Source organism: Corynebacterium sp. HMSC062E11 (assembly GCF_001811845.1).
In the GTDB taxonomy this organism is placed as follows: Bacteria; Actinomycetota; Actinomycetes; order Mycobacteriales; family Mycobacteriaceae; genus Corynebacterium; species Corynebacterium hesseae.
Genome location: NZ_KV806789.1, coordinates 21,640 through 38,367 on the forward strand (window position 1 = coordinate 21,640; position 16,728 = coordinate 38,367).

The window sequence follows — 16,728 nt, forward strand, 5'->3', positions numbered from 1 at the left end:
GCGCTTGTTGTGCGGTTCGAATTCGCCGCGCACGGGGGTGGATCTCATCTGTTCCCAAAAGCTAAGAGCCCTCTTAAGGCATCTCATAGGAACGGTTGAACACTTTTGACCCCATTACCCTACCAGCCTTGGCCACTTTCGCCACATTAACCCCGCACATGGCCGCCCGGAGGTCCCCTTTTTAGTTTCTCCCTTAGCGCTATCCCCGGATTGGGCCTACCATTGCCTGTGTTGTCTGAAGGCAATGTCCTTACAAGATTTCTACGTCTTTTCGACCTCCCCCGAGACGCCCGGGGCGTCTCGGAGTATGGCCGTTCTTTTTCTGCCAGCCAATGAACCGAAAGAAGTATGTAGTTTTATGAGTAAGCGATTCTCTCCAATGACCGTGGCCGAGATTATCGATACCTTCGTCCCCAGCCCCAACCCCTTCCGCTGGGAGGCTTTCGATGGTTCCGCCACCGGCCCAGCCGATGCGCAGTTTACCGTCAAGATCAACAACCTCCAGGGCTTGGCCTATATCGCGACTCACCCAGGGGATGTAGGATTTGCCCGCGCTTATGTCACCGACGGCATCACTGTCGAGGGCGAACACCCGGCGCACCCCTACGGCATCTTCGATGCGCTGCACGCCATGTATGACAAGTTCACCCGCCCGGACGCGAAGACCTTGGCCAGGGTGGCACGCTCCCTGGCCTCGATGGGAGCTTTCCAGATCCAGCCGGTCCCGGAAGTCGAGCGAGCCTCGTGGCTGCGCCGCAAGCTGCACGAAGGATTGTCCAAGCACTCCAAGGAACGCGACGCGGACGTCATCTCCGATCACTACGACGTGGGTAATGACTTCTACGAGCTTTTCCTCGGTGACTCGATGACGTATACCTGCGCCTACTACCCCTCCCCCGACGCCACGCTGGATGAGGCCCAGGAAAACAAGTATCGCCTCATCTTCGACAAGTTGCGGCTCAAGGAGGGTGACCGCCACCTGGACGTCGGCTGCGGCTGGGGCGGCATGGTGCGCTACGCCGCCAAGCGCGGTGTGAAGTCCCTCGGCGTAACCCTCTCCAAGGAGCAGGCTGAGTGGGGCCAGGCCAAGATCAAGGAGGAGGGTCTCGAGGACCTCGCGGAAATCCGCTTCATGGACTATCGCGATGTCACCGAGGAAGGCTTCGACGCTATCTCCGCCATCGGGCTACTCGAGCACATTGGCGTCAAGAACTACCCGGACTTCTTTAGCTTCCTCAACGGCAAGCTCAAGCCGGGTGGATTGATGCTCAACCACTGCATTACCTACCCGGATAATCACAAGACTCCGAAGGGCGGCTTCATTGACCGCTATATCTTCCCCGACGGTGAGCTCTCCGGCTCCGGCACCATCACGAAGTGCATGCAGGATGCCGGCTTCGAGGTTGTCCACACGGAATCCCTGCGCTTCGACTACATGCGCACTCTGCACGATTGGTGCGAGAACCTCAAGGAGACGTGGGAGGAGGCCTGCTCTCTGGTGGGCCTTCCCACCGCGCGCCTGTGGGCCATCTATATGGCCGGCTCCGAGTGGGGCTTCGAGCACAACATCATCAACTTGTACCACTTCTTGGGCGTCAAGCTGGGTGAGGCCGGTTCTCGTTCCGGCGTGCCCGAGCGCCGCTGGTGGGAAGATTCGCGCTTCTAAAGACTTAAAGGAATTCTATGTTGACTGATCTCATTCGCAATCACCGCAGCGTCGATGCCGTGGAGATCCCGCCGGTGGGCTGGCGGGCGCACGAGGAGGGCGTCGATAAGCTCCTGCGTAGCTTCCGCGCGGTGCCGAAGGAGAAGCGCGTACGTCTGGCAAAGAAAACCTCGAATCTTTTCCGCGGGCGCAGCGGCGAGCAGGTGGGGCTCGACGTGTCCGGTCTGGGTGGTGTTATTGAGGTCGATCCGATTGCGCAGACCGCCGAGGTTCAGGGCATGTGCACCTACGAGAACCTCGTCGACGCCACCTTGCCGCACGGTCTTATGCCCTTCGTGGTGCCGCAGCTCAAGACCATTACGCTGGGTGGCGCGGTAACGGGCATGGGCGTGGAGTCCACGAGCTTCCGCGATGGATTGCCGCACGAATCCGTGTTGGAGATGGACATCCTCACCGGTACTGGCGAGATTCTCACGTGCTCGCGCGAGGAGAATGTCGATCTCTTCCGTCTCTTCCCCAACTCCTATGGCTCCTTGGGCTATGCGGTGCGCCTCAAGATTGAGCTGCGCGCAGTGAAGCCTTACGTGGAGCTGAGGGAGGTGCGCTTCCACGACTTTGAGTCCTTGGCACGCACGCTTGACGACGTCTCCCGCACCCACTCCTATGACGGCCTCGATGTCCACGGCCTAGATGGCGTGGTCTTCTCTCCGGAGGAATCCTACCTGGTCATGGCCCGTTTCACGGAGGAGGAGGGCCCAACCTCCGACTACACGAGGGAGGAGATTTTCTACCGCAGCCTCCAGCACGCCCGCGGTATCCGCCGCGACCGCCTCACGGTGCGCGATTACATCTGGCGCTGGGATACTGACTGGTTCTGGTGCTCGCGAGCCTTCGGCGCGCAGAATCCGCGGGTGCGCAAGGTGTGGCCGCGGCAGCTGCGGCGCAGTTCCTTCTACTGGAAGCTCGTGCGCCTGGACCGGAAATACGAGCTGGAGTACAACTTCATCAAGAAGCCGAAGGGCCTGCCGCGGGGTGAACGCGTGGTGCAGGACATCGAGGTCACCCCGGAGAACTTGCCGGAGTTCTTGGACTGGTTCTTTGCGGCCTCCGATATTCAACCGGTGTGGCTGTGCCCGATTCGACTTCGCGAGGGCGTCGAAGACCTCGTCGGCACCGGCTCTCTCGCGGCTGATTCCCCCGCCCCGTGGCCGCTGTATCCTCTGCGCCCAGGCCAGACCTGGGTCAACGTGGGGTTCTGGTCGGGCGTGGAGGGCAATCACGTCGACCCCTCCGCCCCGGGAAACGGCGCCTTCAACCGCGTCATCGAGGCTAAAGTCAGCGAGCTCGGCGGGCATAAGTCGCTGTATTCAGAAGCCTTCTACTCCCCCGAAGAATTTGCCGAGCTCTACGGCGGTGACCTGCCGGAGCGCATTAAAACGCTCACTGACCCGGACAGCCGCTTCCCCGGCCTCTATGAAAAGACGGTCAACGACGCGTAGCGCGCTGCCTTCCTAGGCAACTGCATCGACGCGATCATAACCGTTGGTGGCCAGGGCCTTCATCACGCGGTCCACGGCGGCTTGGTCGGTGTCGGGGTTGTAGGTTTCCAGGAAGACGATGTGTGCGGTGTCGTTGCCTTCGAAGCGAATGGTCATGAAATCGTGGCCCAGCTCCTGGGTGGCAAGGGCCAGCTCGCGCTGCACCGCCAGCTCGCCGCTGGGCAGGTTCTCCGTGCTGGTGGCGGACTCTGGCTGGGAGAGCATCTCCTGTGCATCGACGGGACCAGTAACGCCAGCCAAGGGCAGAAGTGCGGCGATGGCGGTTGCCACGATGGAAGATACGGACGACATAACAATCTCCTTAACGCTTACTAAGATTTAACCAAGAGCCATACTACTCTTCTTAGCTCCGCGCGCACAATAGGCATGAAAAATCCCCCTGCGCCGCACGAATGCGGTGGACAGGGGGAAGAAATCTACTGAGTAGAGATTTACTTGGTGGTGGCGGTGCCGCCAGCAGCCTCGATCTTCTCAACAGCAGACTTGGAGAACTTGTCAGCGGTGACGTTCAACTTAACGTTGATGTCGCCGTTGCCCAGAACCTTGACCGGCTGGTTCTTGCGAACCAGGCCAGCAGCGACAATGTCCGCTACGGTGACGTCGCCACCCTGAGCGAAAGCCTCTGCGAGGTCAGCAACGTTGACTACCTGGTACTCAACGTGGTTCGGGTTCTTGAAGCCCTTGAGCTTCGGCAGACGCATGTGAATCGGCATCTGGCCACCCTCGAAAGCAGCGGAAACCTGCTTGCGAGCACCGGTGCCCTTGGTACCGCGACCAGCGGTCTTACCCTTGGATGCCTCACCGCGGCCGACGCGGGTTTTGGGCTTATTGGAGCCTGCGGACGGGCGCAGGTCGTGGAGCTTGATGATATCAGCCATGGTTTACTCCCCTGCCACTTCTTCGACGGTGACCAGGTGACGCACCTTGTGAACCATGCCGCGAATAATCGGGGTGTCCTGCTTTACAACAGAGTGTCCGATGCGCTTGAGACCAAGAGCCTCAATGTTGGCGCGGTGGTTCGGCTTGGTGCCCACAAGGCCCTTTACCTGAGTAATCTTCAGAGCCATTGCTTATGCCTCCTGACCTGCGCGCTTGCGCAGCATCTGGGCCGGTGCGACCTCCTCGAGGGACTTGCCGCGGCGTGCAGCAACTTCCTCTGGGCGAACCAGCTGCTTGAGGCCGTCCACGGTAGCGCGGACGACGTTGAGAGCGTTGTCGGAGCCCAGGGACTTCGACAAAATGTCCTGCACACCGGCGCACTCAAGCACCGGACGAGCAGCACCACCGGCGATGACACCGGTACCCGGAGCGGCCGGCTTCATCATGACGATGCCAGCTGCGTCGCGACCCTCAACCGGGTGGGTAATGGTGCCGGCAATCATCGGGACGCGGAAGAAGTTCTTGCGAGCCTCTTCTGCACCCTTCTGGATTGCGGCCGGGACTTCCTTGGCCTTGCCGTAGCCGACGCCAACCATGCCCTGGCCGTCGCCTACGACGACGAGAGCGGTGAAGGACATGTTGCGGCCACCCTTAACGGTCTTGGAGACGCGATTGATGGTCACAACGCGCTCGATGTACTTATCGCGCTCGTTGTCCTGGTGGTTGCGGCGGTCGTTACGACGGCCGTTGTTGCGACCCTTGCGGTCGTTGTTGTTCTCGGCGGAGCGTCCGCCGTCACGCTGTTCACGGTCCGACATTAGGCGTTCCTTCCGTTGATGTTTCCGTATGCCTTAATCATTAGAACTGCAGACCACCTTCACGAGCAGCTTCGGCCAGCGCAGCAACGCGGCCGTGGTACTTGTAGCCTGCACGGTCGAAGACGACCTTCTCGATGCCAGCGGCCTTGGCGCGCTCAGCGATGAGCTGGCCTACCTTGGCAGCCTTGGCCTTCTTATCGCCCTCGAGTGCACGCACGTCGGCTTCCATGGAGGAAGCAGCGGCCAGGGTGTGGCCGGCCAGGTCGTCGATGACCTGAACGTGCATGTGGCGGGAGGAGCGGTGAACGACCAGACGCGGTGCCTCAGGGGTGCCGCGGAGGGTCTTACGGATGCGGAAGTGGCGGCGCGCGCGTGCTTCACGACGACGCGAGGAAATGTCCTTGCCAACCGGGGTGCGCTTTGCGTTTTCAGTGTTAGCCATTGCTTACTTACCCGTCTTTCCGACCTTGCGGCGGATCTGCTCGCCGTCGTAGCGAATACCCTTGCCCTTGTAAGGATCGTCCTTACGCAGGCGGCGGATGTACGCGGCGACCTGTCCAACCAGTTGCTTGTCAATACCAGATACGGAGAGCTTGGTTGCGCCATCCACAGCGAAGGTGATGCCCTCCGGAGCCTTGATGAGGATCGGGTGGGAGTAGCCCAGAGAGAACTCCAGGTCCTTACCCTTCTGCTGGACGCGGTAACCAACACCGAAGATTTCCATCTTCTTGGTGTAGCCCTCGGTCACGCCAACGACGGCGTTGTTGACCAGGGAGCGGGCCAGACCGTGCAGTGCGCGGTTCTTGCGGTCGTCGTCCGGACGGGAGACCTTGATCTCATCGTCCTCGACGGCTGCGGTGATCGGCTCCGGCAGCTCAACCTCGAGGGAGCCCTTGGACCCCTTCACGTTGACAACCTGGCCATTGATGGTGATGTCGACGCCCTTCGGGACGGCGATAGGTGCTAGACCGATACGAGACATGTGTCAATCCTCCCTTACCAGACGTAGGCGAGAACTTCTCCGCCTACACCCTTCTCCTGAGCCTGACGGTCGGTAAGCAGACCCTGAGACGTGGAAATGATGGCCACGCCCAGGCCGCCCAGAACCTGCGGCAGTTCGGTGGACTTTGCGTACACACGCAGACCCGGCTTAGACACGCGACGCAGACCCGAGAGGGAACGCTCACGATTGTTGTACTTAAGCTCGAGGGACAGCTCACGGCCCTCGACGGAGTAGTCAGCGATGTAGCCTTCCTGCTTCAAGATCTCGGCGATGTTCGCCTTGAGCTTGGAGGTCGGCATCGACACGGAATCGTGGTGCGCATTGGATGCATTGCGCACGCGCGACAACATGTCGGCAATAGGATCAGTCATAGTCATATGAGTGACCTGTAACCTTTCTCGTTGCGGTTCCCTTAAAGCTCACCAAAGCGTTTTCCGTGTGATTTCGGGCTACTCACGCTCCCCGCGGTCAATACCGCGAGGCGCTCGCCACCCTTTGATACAGACAACGGTCCGCTGTCTACGGCGAGGGGCCTACAACAAAGTAGATGTGTTCAATTCTTCCGGCTTGGCACATTTGCGCACCTCCAGCGCCATTTTTGCGGCGCGGAGGAGGAAAAATGCAAGTCCGTCGGCTTACTTTACCCGCTGACATGCTGTTTTCCAAAACGCGTTAGCATGGGAAGTCATGAGTGAAGAACAAGACCCCATCCGCACGGCACACCAGTGGCTTGAGGAGGCTGCCGAGCTTGTCGGCGTCTCCCCGGCCGACGCCACCGCCTTGGTTAGAGAACTCCTCGATCTGACTAAGGACGTCGCGCATACCCAATCGCGCCCCGCTGCCCCACTGACGGCGTACCTGGTCGGTTTGGCCTCGAAGGACGTCGACGAGGCCCGCGCCCACATCGCCACACTCAAGGAGGCCCTCAACCGATGAGCGGGCGCGTCAACGCCACCTTCGCCGTGGCCAAGGTCCGCCTCGATGAGCACGGAGAGGTCATCCAAGTCGATACCCGCGGCGATACCGTCGCCGGCGAGGAGCCTTTGGAGATCCGCGTGGGCGGACAAACGCTGACCACCACGATGCGCACGCCTGGCCACGATGTCGAGCTGGCCCACGGTTTTCTTCATTCCGAGGGCCACATCGAGAAGGCCAGCGATGTCGCCGAGGCGCGCTACTGCGCCGGTGCCTCAGTGGACGGGCGCAACCCCTATAACCTGCTCGACGTTGAGCTAGCCAATCCCCACGCGATCAGCCTCGCCGATCTCCGCCTGACGACAACCACGTCTGCGTGCGGAGTATGCGGCACCTCCTCTATCGAGGCGCTAATGAAGCAGTCGCGATACCCAATCCCACAGGTGCCGGTGGATCCGGGGGTCGTCGCCAAGCTGCCCGGCGCCTTGAAAGCGGAGCAGAAGCAGTTCCGCAAAACCGGCGGCATCCACGCCGCGGGCGCCTTCACGCTCGAGGGAGAACCCGTCGTTGTACGCGAGGACGTCGGCAGGCACAACGCCGCCGACAAGGTTATCGGGCACCTACTGATGGAAGGAAGGCTCCCCGCCAGCAACCTCATCCTGGTGATGAGCTCGCGCGCCAGCTTCGAGCTGGTCAACAAGGCTGCTATGGCCGGCTTCGGCATGCTCGTTGCGGTCTCCGCTGCCTCCTCGCTGGCGGTTGAGACCGCCCGCGAAACCGGCATGGCGCTCGTGGGCTTTGCCCGCGGCGACCGCTTCAACCTTTATTCCGGAAGCTTGGTCACACGATAGCTTCGCGTACTGCGCGGATCGTAGCGACGCTGGATATGGGATTCGTAGTACTAGCGATCGATTACCGCGATGAATAGCGCTACGAAACCGTCGGATCCATCGCTACAATTGCGCCTTTCCAAACCTCAAGCACTTCAACTGGCTCCGCGTTCTCAGTTTCCCTAACTACGGGAAACATCATACTCACAGCTCTACCGCGCAATCCTTCAGGAGATACTTCGCTTACAACACGACCTCGACTGCGTGAATCCCAGACCTAACTTTCGTTAGGTGGCGAAAGAGTACGACCGGGGACTAACTGTCCTTGATACTTTCTCTGGACCCAAGGGGTCGGCTTCTCGACCTCCCCATAAGCATCGATTAGCTCAAGAATGGACGCTACCGCTCCTGTCGCTAGCTTTCGCACAGGCCAAGAATAGGTCGTCAAACCCATAATATCGAAGCCTGGCAACGCCCCATCACAGCCAGTGACGCTCACATGACTGGGAACAGATATTCCTTCATCCTGGCAAACACGCAAGTAATGTAGCTGGCGCAAATCTGTCGGACACATGACAGCCGTGATGGCTCCACTCTTAATGAGAGGTACCACATACGCTTCCCCGCTATCGAACTTCACGTCAACAATAAAGGGCTCCAATCCTTGCTTACGAATTTCCGCGATTGTTGCCTGAGCTCGGGTGTACTCAGGAAACGAAACTTCAGGACACGTGCGCACAACCGCAATCTTCGTGTGGCCAGCTTTAACAACAGCTTCTGCTAAAGCCTTGCCTGCGTGTTCTGCATCGAAAGACACAGCGGGAATTAGCGCATCGGGTTCCGGTCGCCCTGCTCGGATGATTGGTACGCGTTCTGAGAACGGCAGCAAGAGCTCACTCGCTAAATCTCCGGTTGAGACAATTAGTCCCGCTACCCCCAAGCCAAGGAGATGAGACAAGCTGTCTAGCTGACGGTCATCACACTTGCCTGGCGCTACCGACATAGTAACTAAATCATATCCTTGACGATGAGCCGCAACCTGCAGCTCCTGAAGAAGTAAACCGTATGCAGGATTAGCAGGGTCCCGGACCAATGCACCAAGTGTTCGCCCGCTAAGAGCCGATAGTTTTCGAGCTATTACATTCGGAACGTAGCCAAGTTCATGCGCAGCTTCGAGGATCCTCCGTCTGTTTTCATCAGACACTTTCTTCTGTCCCCGAAAAACTCGTGAGACTGAGCTGCGAGAGACGCCTGCTCGCGCAGCGATGTCACCCAGCGTCGGCTGTCGACCCTCTGCTCCATTAGAAATACAGTCACCCATGGAGAGCCCTTCCTTCGCAGCATAAGACAGAACTAGAAGAGTGCTGCGTTATGTCGCCCTTCTTGAACGGTACCCACCGTTGCCCTTTACCGCTCTACTTTCACCATTTGCGCAGCCATTCATCGAAACTGGTTATTTGCCACGTCAACTAAGTATATCTCGATCAGACACCCCCGCTTGAGGGGAATTTGGAGATACTCCGACGCTACTGACCCAAAAGTGAGAAAAGCCATTTTACCCAAGTGGGGAAACTTCCCCCCTCCGCCAAGGGAAACTTAGCCTCATTACAGAGCATTGGGTAAACAAAATCCTGCCAGTTAACCACCATGCAATCTTGTTCACCTAACCCTCAATCACCAAAAGAGGTAAACGCCCAGTTCAGGAGGCTGCACAGATTTGAAATAGCGAAGCAAAGTGCTCCCACCTGCAAAAATGTCGCCCCAAACAAGACGTGAGGCGCTTCGTTTATTGTTTACGCACCCGAGTAATCCCGTTTACTTGTAGCTGGGACAGTGTTTTCGCTTCCAGAGGGCGGCGACCTACGACCTTTCGCCATGTCGCCGCATTCGGCAGATCAAAGCAATAACGCTCGTTCACTTTTAGTTCAGAAAGCTATCTCAATGTCCGACATAGTTTTTGACGCAGCTACGCTGCTCTACCCCGGCAATGAAACGCCCACCATCAATAACCTCGACCTCACAGTCCATGACGGTGAGTTTCTAGCGGTCGTCGGACCATCCGGCTCCGGCAAGTCCACGACGCTTCGAATGGTTGCAGGTCTCGAAGCTGTCACAGGTGGGGAAATCTTCATTGGCAATCAGCGTGCCTCACAGCTCCCGCCTTCTAAGCGCGATGTCGCTATGGTCTTCCAGTCTTACGCCCTTTATCCGCATATGACGGTCGGTGAGAATATGGAGTTTGCACTTAAGATGCAGAAGGTTGACAAAGCGAGCCGTGCTGAACGCGTCTCTGAAGCAGCAAAGCTACTTGAACTCGAGCCTTACCTCGACCGCCTACCGAAAGCATTGTCTGGTGGCCAACGCCAACGCGTTGCCATGGGGCGTGCCATTGTCCGTAATCCGCAGGTGTTCCTGATGGACGAGCCGCTGTCCAACCTCGATGCCAAATTGCGAGTAAGTACTCGATCGCAAATTAGCCGTCTGCAGCGAAAGCTCGAGACGACGATGCTCTACGTCACCCACGACCAGACTGAAGCCATGACCATGGCTGATCGAATCGCGGTTCTGGAGGGAGGAAACATGCAGCAAGTCGGAACTCCAGAGGATTTATACTTACGCCCCGCAAACGTTTTTGTGGCTACATTCATCGGGTCACCATCGATGAACCTCGTTTCTGCAGTCAAAGACGGTTCAGAGCTGAAAGCCAATGGGTTCAATCTTCCTGTACCCGAACTTCAAGATCAACCAAACAGCCGAGACGTCATCATTGGTATTCGCCCTGAGGACTTCGAGTTATGTGGATCAACAGAGGCCGATATTTTGGGCACTGTTGAGTATGTCGAGAACTTTGGTTCCGACAAATATGTCCATATCGTTCCGCAAAGTTCACCAGTCGCTGCTCCCCCGAAAGCCTCTGACACCAGCGATGAGGAAACCACAGCAACTCTTCTCGTTCGCGTTGCAAACACCGAGGTGCTGGACGAAGGCGCACCCATTTCGGTACGCATCAAGCGCGACAAGCTCCATCTTTTTTGCAGCCATACAAAGGAGCGGATCAACTAATGAGCATCACCGCAAACTCTGCTACCTCAGCTCGCCGTACGGCAGAAACCGTCAAAGAGGACACACAGCAGCGCCGCGGGGCAGGGATCGACTGGCTTTCCTGGGCAATGTTGTTTCCAACCCTTGTCCTTTTTCTAATCTTTGAGTTTTATCCATTCTTCCGCGCCCTGTATTTGTCTTTCGCTTCAACCGACCTTTTTGGACGACCTAAAGGGTTCGCGGGTTTCGAGAATTACGTCGCCATGTTCACAGATCCAGCCTTCGGTGCCACTTTGGTGCGAACTCTGGTGTTTACGGTAACCACCGTAGTTCTCAAGCTCGCTATCGGTTTGGCCATCGCGCTTCCCTTGAGCTACCGACTAAAGGGCACTTTTTGGATGCGTTCTTTAGTGCTAGTGCCTATGGCTGTATCCACGGCGATCGGCACTCTCGTTTTCCGAAATATGTTTGCCCCCGTCATCGGATTCTTTGATCAATTAGCGACGATGCTCGGGTTTGGGACCGTAGGGTGGCTAACCAGTCCTCGAGTCGCACTACTTTCCACAATCACAGTAGACCTGTGGATCGGTATTTCTTTTGTCATTTTGCTGCTGATGGTCGCTATCGACGGGATCTCGGATGACGTCGTAGAAGCTGCGAATCTCGACGGCGCCACCGGCATCAGGTACGTGCGCTACATCATCATTCCAGGAATTGCTCCAATGCTCCTATTCCTGGCTGTGACTCAGTCCATGGCTGCAATGAAGGAATTCACAATCTTCAACGTTCTTACTGACGGCGGCCCAGCATCATCCACTAGGACCCTCGTACTTGACATCTATGACTTGGCGTTTGGTGGCGGTACAGCAGACTTTGCTGCAGCTTCAGCCCGCGGCATGGTGCTTTTCGCCATCATCCTCGTTCTCACGCTCATCCAATTTCGTCTAAGCCGGAAACAGTCTTAAGAATTATCTGAAAGGAGGAGCATGATGTCTCGCACCTCAGACACCCCGAACAAAAGAGTGAATCGGGTCCGCCGACAAAAGCGCTCCCAAACTACCCAAACGACTCCTAATCCCAGTTCTCAGCTGCGCTCACCGTTGATGACGGCACTCATATGGGTCTGGCTACTTATTGCATGCATCTTTATCATATTTCCTGTCGTCTACGCGTTCGTCGGGTCTGTACGTTCCACAGCAGATATTCAAGCCGGCATCCAAACGCTGTTCTTCGGTGATTTCGTCGGTTCAAACTATCCACGAGCATGGGAGCAGTCCCAAGTTGGTCAACAGCTTGTGAACTCACTGATTGTCACGGTTTGCCAAACCGGAGGCCAATTTATTACATCGGTTCTTGCGGCCTTCGCCTTGGCTTTCGGCCGTATTCCCATGCCTGGAAAGATCCTCGGTTTCTTTCTCATCCCAATGATGATTCCTTCCGAGGTCTCGGTGATTGGTAACTATCTCACTGTGAGTGAGATGGGCCTTTACGACACAGTCATCGCAATCTTCCTTCCCTATGTCGCATCATCCTTCACAATCTTCTTGTTCTATCAAGCTTTCAAGCAGTTTCCCAAGGAGATCTATGAAGCAACGAAACTCGAAGGCGTCAGCAGGATTCGGTTCCTCTTTACTTTCCTTCTTCCTTTGAATCGTTCGGTATGCATGACTGCACTAGTCACCGGTGCAATTGCCGCTTGGAATGGCTACATGTGGCCACTGCTAATTACCCAATCTCCCTCTGTACGCACCATTCAGCCGGGTATCAAAGCCTTGGCGGATGAAACTGCCGTCGACACTGGCCTTGTGCTCGCTGGCCTTCTAATTGCCGCTCTGCCCACAATAATCCTCGTGATATTCGGCCAAAAATACCTGAGCCGCGGCCTCACCGAAGGAGCTGTCAAGTAATGCCTTTTTCTTCCCGCGCGAAGCTCTTGTCTGTAGTCACTGCCGTGGCTATCCCTGCTTTTGGAGTTACCGCCTGCGGCTCATCCTCTGACTCGGTGCCAAGAAATGAAGCCGGTGAAATTGTGGTGGACTTCTGGCATTCCTCTTCAGGTGCCTCTGGCGACACGCTCCAAGCTATTGTTGACCAATTCAATTCGGAGCATGAAGGCGAGTACGAAATTCATGCTTCTTATCAGGGAGCATATGAAGACTCAATTTCCAAGTTCATCGCCTCGGTCCAAACTGGCCATTTACCAGCACTCATGCAAGCTAGCGACATTCAAAGTCGCTTCATGATGGACTCAGGGCTCGCTATCCCGGCTGAAGACTTGGCAAAGGAAAATGGCGACTATGACTTCAACGATCTTGTTCCCATCGTCGCCAACTACTACACGATGGGAGACAAGATTTACTCGATGCCAGCGATGGTGTCGCAACCGGTCTTGTATGTCAATGACGAAGCCTTCGCAGACGCTGGTATCAATCCATCGTCATTGAGCACCACCGAGGGGCTCATGGAAGCTGTAGAAAAGCTGCACGGCAAGACTGGCAAGGCTGGATTAACTTTCCACCACTCAGGCTGGTATGTCGAAGAGATGGCAGCCATGTTGGGCAACGAGTTTTGTACACCAGAGAATGGCACTACGTCTGAAAAGGCTTCAACGTTCAGAATTGACGACCCTCAGCTTGTCGATATGTGGACGACCATCAGTGAGCTCTACAAGGAGGGTGCAATCCATGATGCGGGCAGTGATGGGTCTGCAGCCACGGGCGCATTTCTTAGCCAAAATGCTGCTATCCAGATGAACTCCTCTGGCGGTTACGGAAACGTCGCTGAGGCAAACCTCGATTGGGACTGGTCCATTCACGCCTTACCACGAGATACTGACGCCGCTGGCGCAGCTCCTGGAGGAAACTCTCTGTGGGTAATCGAAGAAGGTACTTCAAAAGAGGAACAAACCGCTGCTTGGGAATTTATGAAGTTTGTCGGTTCGGATGAAATTCAAAAGAAAATTTTTGACGAAACCGGTTACCTACCGACTACAACTGCAGCCATGGATTCTCTGACAGATCTAAGCCCCCAGCAAAAGTCGCTGTTAGAGCAGTATGCTTCTACGCCAGTCAACACTGTTACCGCTGGATGCCATACCGGCGCCTTGAATGACGCTCGTAAGTCCTATAGCCAAGCCATGTCAGCCATCGCCAATGGCAAAGACCCAAGGGCAGAATTCGAAACTGCTCAAGAAACGGCGGACTCTGCCATTGCCTCCTATAACAAACGAGCAAGTAAGTAGGTACTAGTTCAATGACCAAGATTGCCAATCCCCATACTTGGGAAAAGTTCACCGAGCGCGGCGATGTTCGTCGCCATCCAGGCTCTACTTTTGTTGCACATGTTCCTGAAGGCTCTGAGTTCCAACAAGTTGAAATTAGAATTCAAGACGACATTAAGTCTAGAGGTTGGGAAACCGATTACGGCTTCACCGTTCCTTCCAGCTTCCACATGACCCTCCTCAATGGCCTCAAGCATCGATCTCTACTCGGTCAGAAAGAAGCTTGGCCAGCTTGGCTCAACGAAACCGATGATTTTCCTGATTCGGTTGTCCGGATGCGTCAACGCCTCGTTGAAGCCAACATTGAAGGGCCCAAGGCACTTGCGGTGCGCGCTGTAGAGATGTACCCACTCGACGAACACCTGACCGTCAAATTGAAGCCGGCCGATGAGTCAGTTCGTCAGGAGATCGAACGGTTTCGTTGTGATATTGGAGAGGCGCTCGAGATTCCCGTGACAAGCCTTGAGCACTACCAGCTACACTCCACATTGGGTTACCGCCTTACCCAGGCAGAAGGAAACCTGGAGGAACTCTCCGAGGCCGAGGAGCTTTATAATTCCTGGTTACAGGAGATGGGCGTTATCAACCTCGAACCTGCTTTTTTCTCCTTGTTTAACGACATGCAGAGCTTCCCGCCTTTGCTCTACTTCGATCCGAGAGAGCGATAGACAATAGAGAATGCCCTGGCCTCACATTCTGGTGTGGCCAGGGCAATCTTTTTCAGCTGGGTCACGCTAGGTCAATACGTCAGCTAGAACAGTACGCGCGGGCCCCACTCCCTCCCAGAGCTGTCCTTGCCAGCCAAACGCTTGGGCGCCTTCGATGTTTACTGGGCGATCGTCAAAGAACACAACGTCTTCACGCTTGTGAGGGCCAAAGGATGTCTCAATTTCCCTTTCGGCTATACGAAAAATCTCTTGGCTCGGTTTAGCAACCCCCACCTCAGAAGAAAACACTTGTACTGCAATCTCTTGCGCCCACGGAGAAGTTTTTACCGCCCGCGCCATCGAATGCGGTGCATTGCTCAAGAGTGCAACGGGCACCTCAGCGGCATGAAGCTCCGCAAGGAAGTCCGCAGTCTCGGAGGTAGTTGCAGAGTTCCGCTCACCGTCGAGGGCACCCAATGCTGCGGAATCAACATGCTCGATTTCAGTAGGTGCAAGTCCCGCATCGAGAAGAACCTTCGGCCAATACTCCTCGTCTGACATCCCCAAGTCGTAAGCATCGCGATGGGCCCAATACGCGTTCATCAACGCCTCTGTATCCACTGGCAATCCGCACTCGGTAATGAAGTTAACCAGGCGCGGAACCCTATCTCCCTCCGGCACCAACACCTTGCCAATATCAAACACAACGATTGTCATAGCCTCTCCTCATACCAAAAGAAATCTCTAACTCTCTTCGCACAATTCAGTACGTACGAATCACAGTGTAGCGCCCGAATTTTCTGGCTGACCTGGCGTAATGGATATTTTGGGCGCAACAGAAAAGATTCATCTTTAGGCCATCTTGGCTGTTTACTTGTCGTTAATCTGCGCTAGATGGACTCAGCGTTGCTCTTAAGAAGGGAGAGATCTTGCCCGCTTTTCCACACCACGAATAGCGGCACTGTCAGTCTTCGTAGCCACGAGACTCGGCGCCTTAACCGATGTCTTTGTCCGCGGAGGGATTCTTGAAGAAGTACGGAAGAATGACTGGACGAACCATCGGCCAACCGGACCATTGCACGGACCACGAACTGCGTGGTTCTTAGAGCCCCAACAGTTCCGAAAGCTACTCCACGGCCGATTCGCCCGAGGCGGTGAGAAGACTAGTCGCGGTACGCCTCCGGGCCAGAGTTAAGCCAGGCGTACACGCCGCCAATAAGGAAGCCGCCGCCGATGAGGTTTCCCACCCACACGATGGACCAGTTGGCCAACACCGCGCCGAGGGTAAAGCCTTCCGGCAGCGGGCTGGCGCAGAAGAAGGTCAGGGTCATCAGGCAGAAGTTGGCAATAACGTGCTCCAGGCCTAGGCCCACGAAGCAGGTGATGATCGGCACGATGACGAAGAACTTGGACACCACGTCCTTAGCAAAGACCGCGCCGACGATAGCCATGTTGACCACGAAGTTGGCCAGCATGGCCTCCACCAGCAGTCCGCCTGGGCCCTTGGTCAGCTTGCCCATCGAGAGGTTGGCAATGAGATGGTTGGGGTCGATTCCGCCCAGCTTGGCCGACATTCCCATGGCTGCGGCAAAGAGGGCGGCACCGACTAGGTTAAACAGCGTCGTGACCACCAGCAGCCACAGGCCCTTGCCCCAGCCCACCTGTTTAGTTACGGCGCCATAGACCATGTACATCATGTTGCCGGTGGCCAGCTCCGCGCCGAGAAGGACGATGGCAAACAGGCCCAAGCCGAACAGGCAGGCAAACACCAGCGAGCCCATGCCTTCCACATGCTTCTCGACGCCCATCCCCATCACCGCAGCAAACGCCGTACCGATGGCGAGGTACACACCCGCCAGGGTGGAGCGCACGGCAAACCGGCCAAAGGACTCGTCGAGCAACGCAACCTTTTTCTTTACCGCGGCTGCCGAAGCATCATTCAGGGACATTTCTTACCTCACTGGGGGACGCAGACTTCTCAGACGCTCGTAGTGTACTCCCCCGCGCTCAGGGTGACGAAACTCACCAGTGGCGCAGACACAAAAATTCCCCCGGAGCTCCTTCACGGAGTGCCGGGGGAATGATTCAA

At 56.4% G+C, this 16,728-nt stretch carries 19 protein-coding genes; 9 read left to right on the plus strand and 10 right to left on the minus strand.

Features of this window, described 5'->3' with window-relative positions; translation table 11 throughout:
- Window positions 1–358: 358 nt before the first annotated feature.
- Both HMPREF2822_RS04805 and HMPREF2822_RS04810 read left to right on the plus strand, forming a co-directional pair.
- Window positions 359–1,666, plus strand: coding sequence for a class I SAM-dependent methyltransferase (locus tag HMPREF2822_RS04805; protein ID WP_070521682.1), 1,308 nt, complete (start codon window positions 359–361; stop codon window positions 1,664–1,666).
- Window positions 1,667–1,686: 20 nt separating this feature from the next.
- Window positions 1,687–3,165 carry an FAD-binding oxidoreductase gene (locus tag HMPREF2822_RS04810; protein ID WP_369815745.1) on the plus strand — a complete coding sequence of 493 codons (1,479 nt, stop codon included), beginning with the start codon at window positions 1,687–1,689 and terminating at the stop codon, window positions 3,163–3,165.
- A 12-nt stretch (window positions 3,166–3,177) separates the two neighbouring features.
- Here the strand turns inward: HMPREF2822_RS04810 and HMPREF2822_RS04815 are convergent, their stop codons facing one another.
- The 7 genes from HMPREF2822_RS04815 to rpsH all read right to left on the minus strand — a co-directional run bounded on the left by HMPREF2822_RS04815 (window position 3,178) and on the right by rpsH (window position 6,302).
- On the minus strand, window positions 3,178–3,516 hold the full coding sequence (locus tag HMPREF2822_RS04815) for a hypothetical protein (protein WP_070521688.1): 339 nt from the start codon (window positions 3,514–3,516) through the stop codon (window positions 3,178–3,180).
- Window positions 3,517–3,656: 140 nt separating this feature from the next.
- Complete coding sequence (gene rplO / locus HMPREF2822_RS04820) at window positions 3,657–4,103, minus strand: 50S ribosomal protein L15 (RefSeq protein WP_070521691.1); 447 nt, start codon at window positions 4,101–4,103, stop codon at window positions 3,657–3,659.
- 3 nt (window positions 4,104–4,106) lie between these two features.
- Window positions 4,107–4,292, minus strand: coding sequence for a 50S ribosomal protein L30 (gene rpmD, locus HMPREF2822_RS04825; protein ID WP_039673747.1), 186 nt, complete (start codon window positions 4,290–4,292; stop codon window positions 4,107–4,109).
- Between the two features lie 3 nt (window positions 4,293–4,295).
- Window positions 4,296–4,922 (minus strand): 30S ribosomal protein S5, encoded by a 627-nt coding sequence (gene rpsE, locus HMPREF2822_RS04830; protein ID WP_070521694.1) that lies wholly within the window; start codon window positions 4,920–4,922, stop codon window positions 4,296–4,298.
- Between the two features lie 40 nt (window positions 4,923–4,962).
- Window positions 4,963–5,364 carry a 50S ribosomal protein L18 gene (rplR, locus tag HMPREF2822_RS04835; RefSeq protein ID WP_070521697.1) on the minus strand — a complete coding sequence of 134 codons (402 nt, stop codon included), beginning with the start codon at window positions 5,362–5,364 and terminating at the stop codon, window positions 4,963–4,965.
- A 3-nt stretch (window positions 5,365–5,367) separates the two neighbouring features.
- On the minus strand, window positions 5,368–5,904 hold the full coding sequence (gene rplF / locus HMPREF2822_RS04840; protein WP_070521700.1) for a 50S ribosomal protein L6: 537 nt from the start codon (window positions 5,902–5,904) through the stop codon (window positions 5,368–5,370).
- A gap of 14 nt (window positions 5,905–5,918) precedes the next feature.
- Window positions 5,919–6,302 (minus strand): 30S ribosomal protein S8, encoded by a 384-nt coding sequence (rpsH, locus tag HMPREF2822_RS04845; RefSeq protein WP_070521703.1) that lies wholly within the window; start codon window positions 6,300–6,302, stop codon window positions 5,919–5,921.
- A 310-nt stretch (window positions 6,303–6,612) separates the two neighbouring features.
- Here rpsH and HMPREF2822_RS04850 point away from each other — a divergent pair, with 310 nt between their 5' ends.
- Together HMPREF2822_RS04850 and fdhD are read left to right on the plus strand one after the other, a co-directional pair.
- Window positions 6,613–6,861 (plus strand): DUF6457 domain-containing protein, encoded by a 249-nt coding sequence (locus HMPREF2822_RS04850; RefSeq protein ID WP_070521706.1) that lies wholly within the window; start codon window positions 6,613–6,615, stop codon window positions 6,859–6,861.
- Window positions 6,858–7,691, plus strand: a complete 834-nt coding sequence (gene fdhD / locus HMPREF2822_RS04855) for a formate dehydrogenase accessory sulfurtransferase FdhD (RefSeq protein WP_070521709.1) — start codon at window positions 6,858–6,860, stop codon at window positions 7,689–7,691. Before HMPREF2822_RS04850 ends, fdhD begins: the two co-directional genes overlap by 4 nt.
- 256 nt (window positions 7,692–7,947) lie before the next feature.
- Here the strand turns inward: fdhD and HMPREF2822_RS04860 are convergent, their stop codons facing one another.
- Window positions 7,948–8,991 carry a LacI family DNA-binding transcriptional regulator gene (locus tag HMPREF2822_RS04860; protein ID WP_083304505.1) on the minus strand — a complete coding sequence of 348 codons (1,044 nt, stop codon included), beginning with the start codon at window positions 8,989–8,991 and terminating at the stop codon, window positions 7,948–7,950.
- A 620-nt stretch (window positions 8,992–9,611) separates the two neighbouring features.
- Here HMPREF2822_RS04860 and HMPREF2822_RS04865 point away from each other — a divergent pair.
- The 5 genes from HMPREF2822_RS04865 to HMPREF2822_RS04885 are packed head-to-tail and all read left to right on the plus strand — an operon-like array spanning window position 9,612 to window position 14,660.
- Window positions 9,612–10,733: an ABC transporter ATP-binding protein gene (locus HMPREF2822_RS04865; protein ID WP_070521715.1), complete on the plus strand. Its 1,122-nt coding sequence runs from the start codon at window positions 9,612–9,614 to the stop codon at window positions 10,731–10,733.
- Window positions 10,733–11,677, plus strand: coding sequence for a carbohydrate ABC transporter permease (locus HMPREF2822_RS04870; protein WP_070521717.1), 945 nt, complete (start codon window positions 10,733–10,735; stop codon window positions 11,675–11,677). Before HMPREF2822_RS04865 ends, HMPREF2822_RS04870 begins: the two co-directional genes overlap by 1 nt.
- A 21-nt stretch (window positions 11,678–11,698) precedes the next feature.
- Complete coding sequence (locus HMPREF2822_RS04875; RefSeq protein WP_083304504.1) at window positions 11,699–12,619, plus strand: carbohydrate ABC transporter permease; 921 nt, start codon at window positions 11,699–11,701, stop codon at window positions 12,617–12,619.
- Window positions 12,619–13,953, plus strand: coding sequence for an ABC transporter substrate-binding protein (locus HMPREF2822_RS04880; RefSeq protein WP_083303817.1), 1,335 nt, complete (start codon window positions 12,619–12,621; stop codon window positions 13,951–13,953). Before HMPREF2822_RS04875 ends, HMPREF2822_RS04880 begins: the two co-directional genes overlap by 1 nt.
- 11 nt (window positions 13,954–13,964) lie before the next feature.
- Window positions 13,965–14,660: a DUF1868 domain-containing protein gene (locus HMPREF2822_RS04885; protein ID WP_070521719.1), complete on the plus strand. Its 696-nt coding sequence runs from the start codon at window positions 13,965–13,967 to the stop codon at window positions 14,658–14,660.
- A gap of 66 nt (window positions 14,661–14,726) precedes the next feature.
- Here the strand turns inward: HMPREF2822_RS04885 and HMPREF2822_RS04890 are convergent, their stop codons facing one another.
- Window positions 14,727–15,356, minus strand: coding sequence for an HAD family hydrolase (locus tag HMPREF2822_RS04890; RefSeq protein WP_070521722.1), 630 nt, complete (start codon window positions 15,354–15,356; stop codon window positions 14,727–14,729).
- Window positions 15,357–15,802: 446 nt separating this feature from the next.
- Window positions 15,803–16,588, minus strand: coding sequence for a formate/nitrite transporter family protein (locus HMPREF2822_RS04895; RefSeq protein WP_070521725.1), 786 nt, complete (start codon window positions 16,586–16,588; stop codon window positions 15,803–15,805).
- Window positions 16,589–16,728 lie beyond the last annotated feature (140 nt).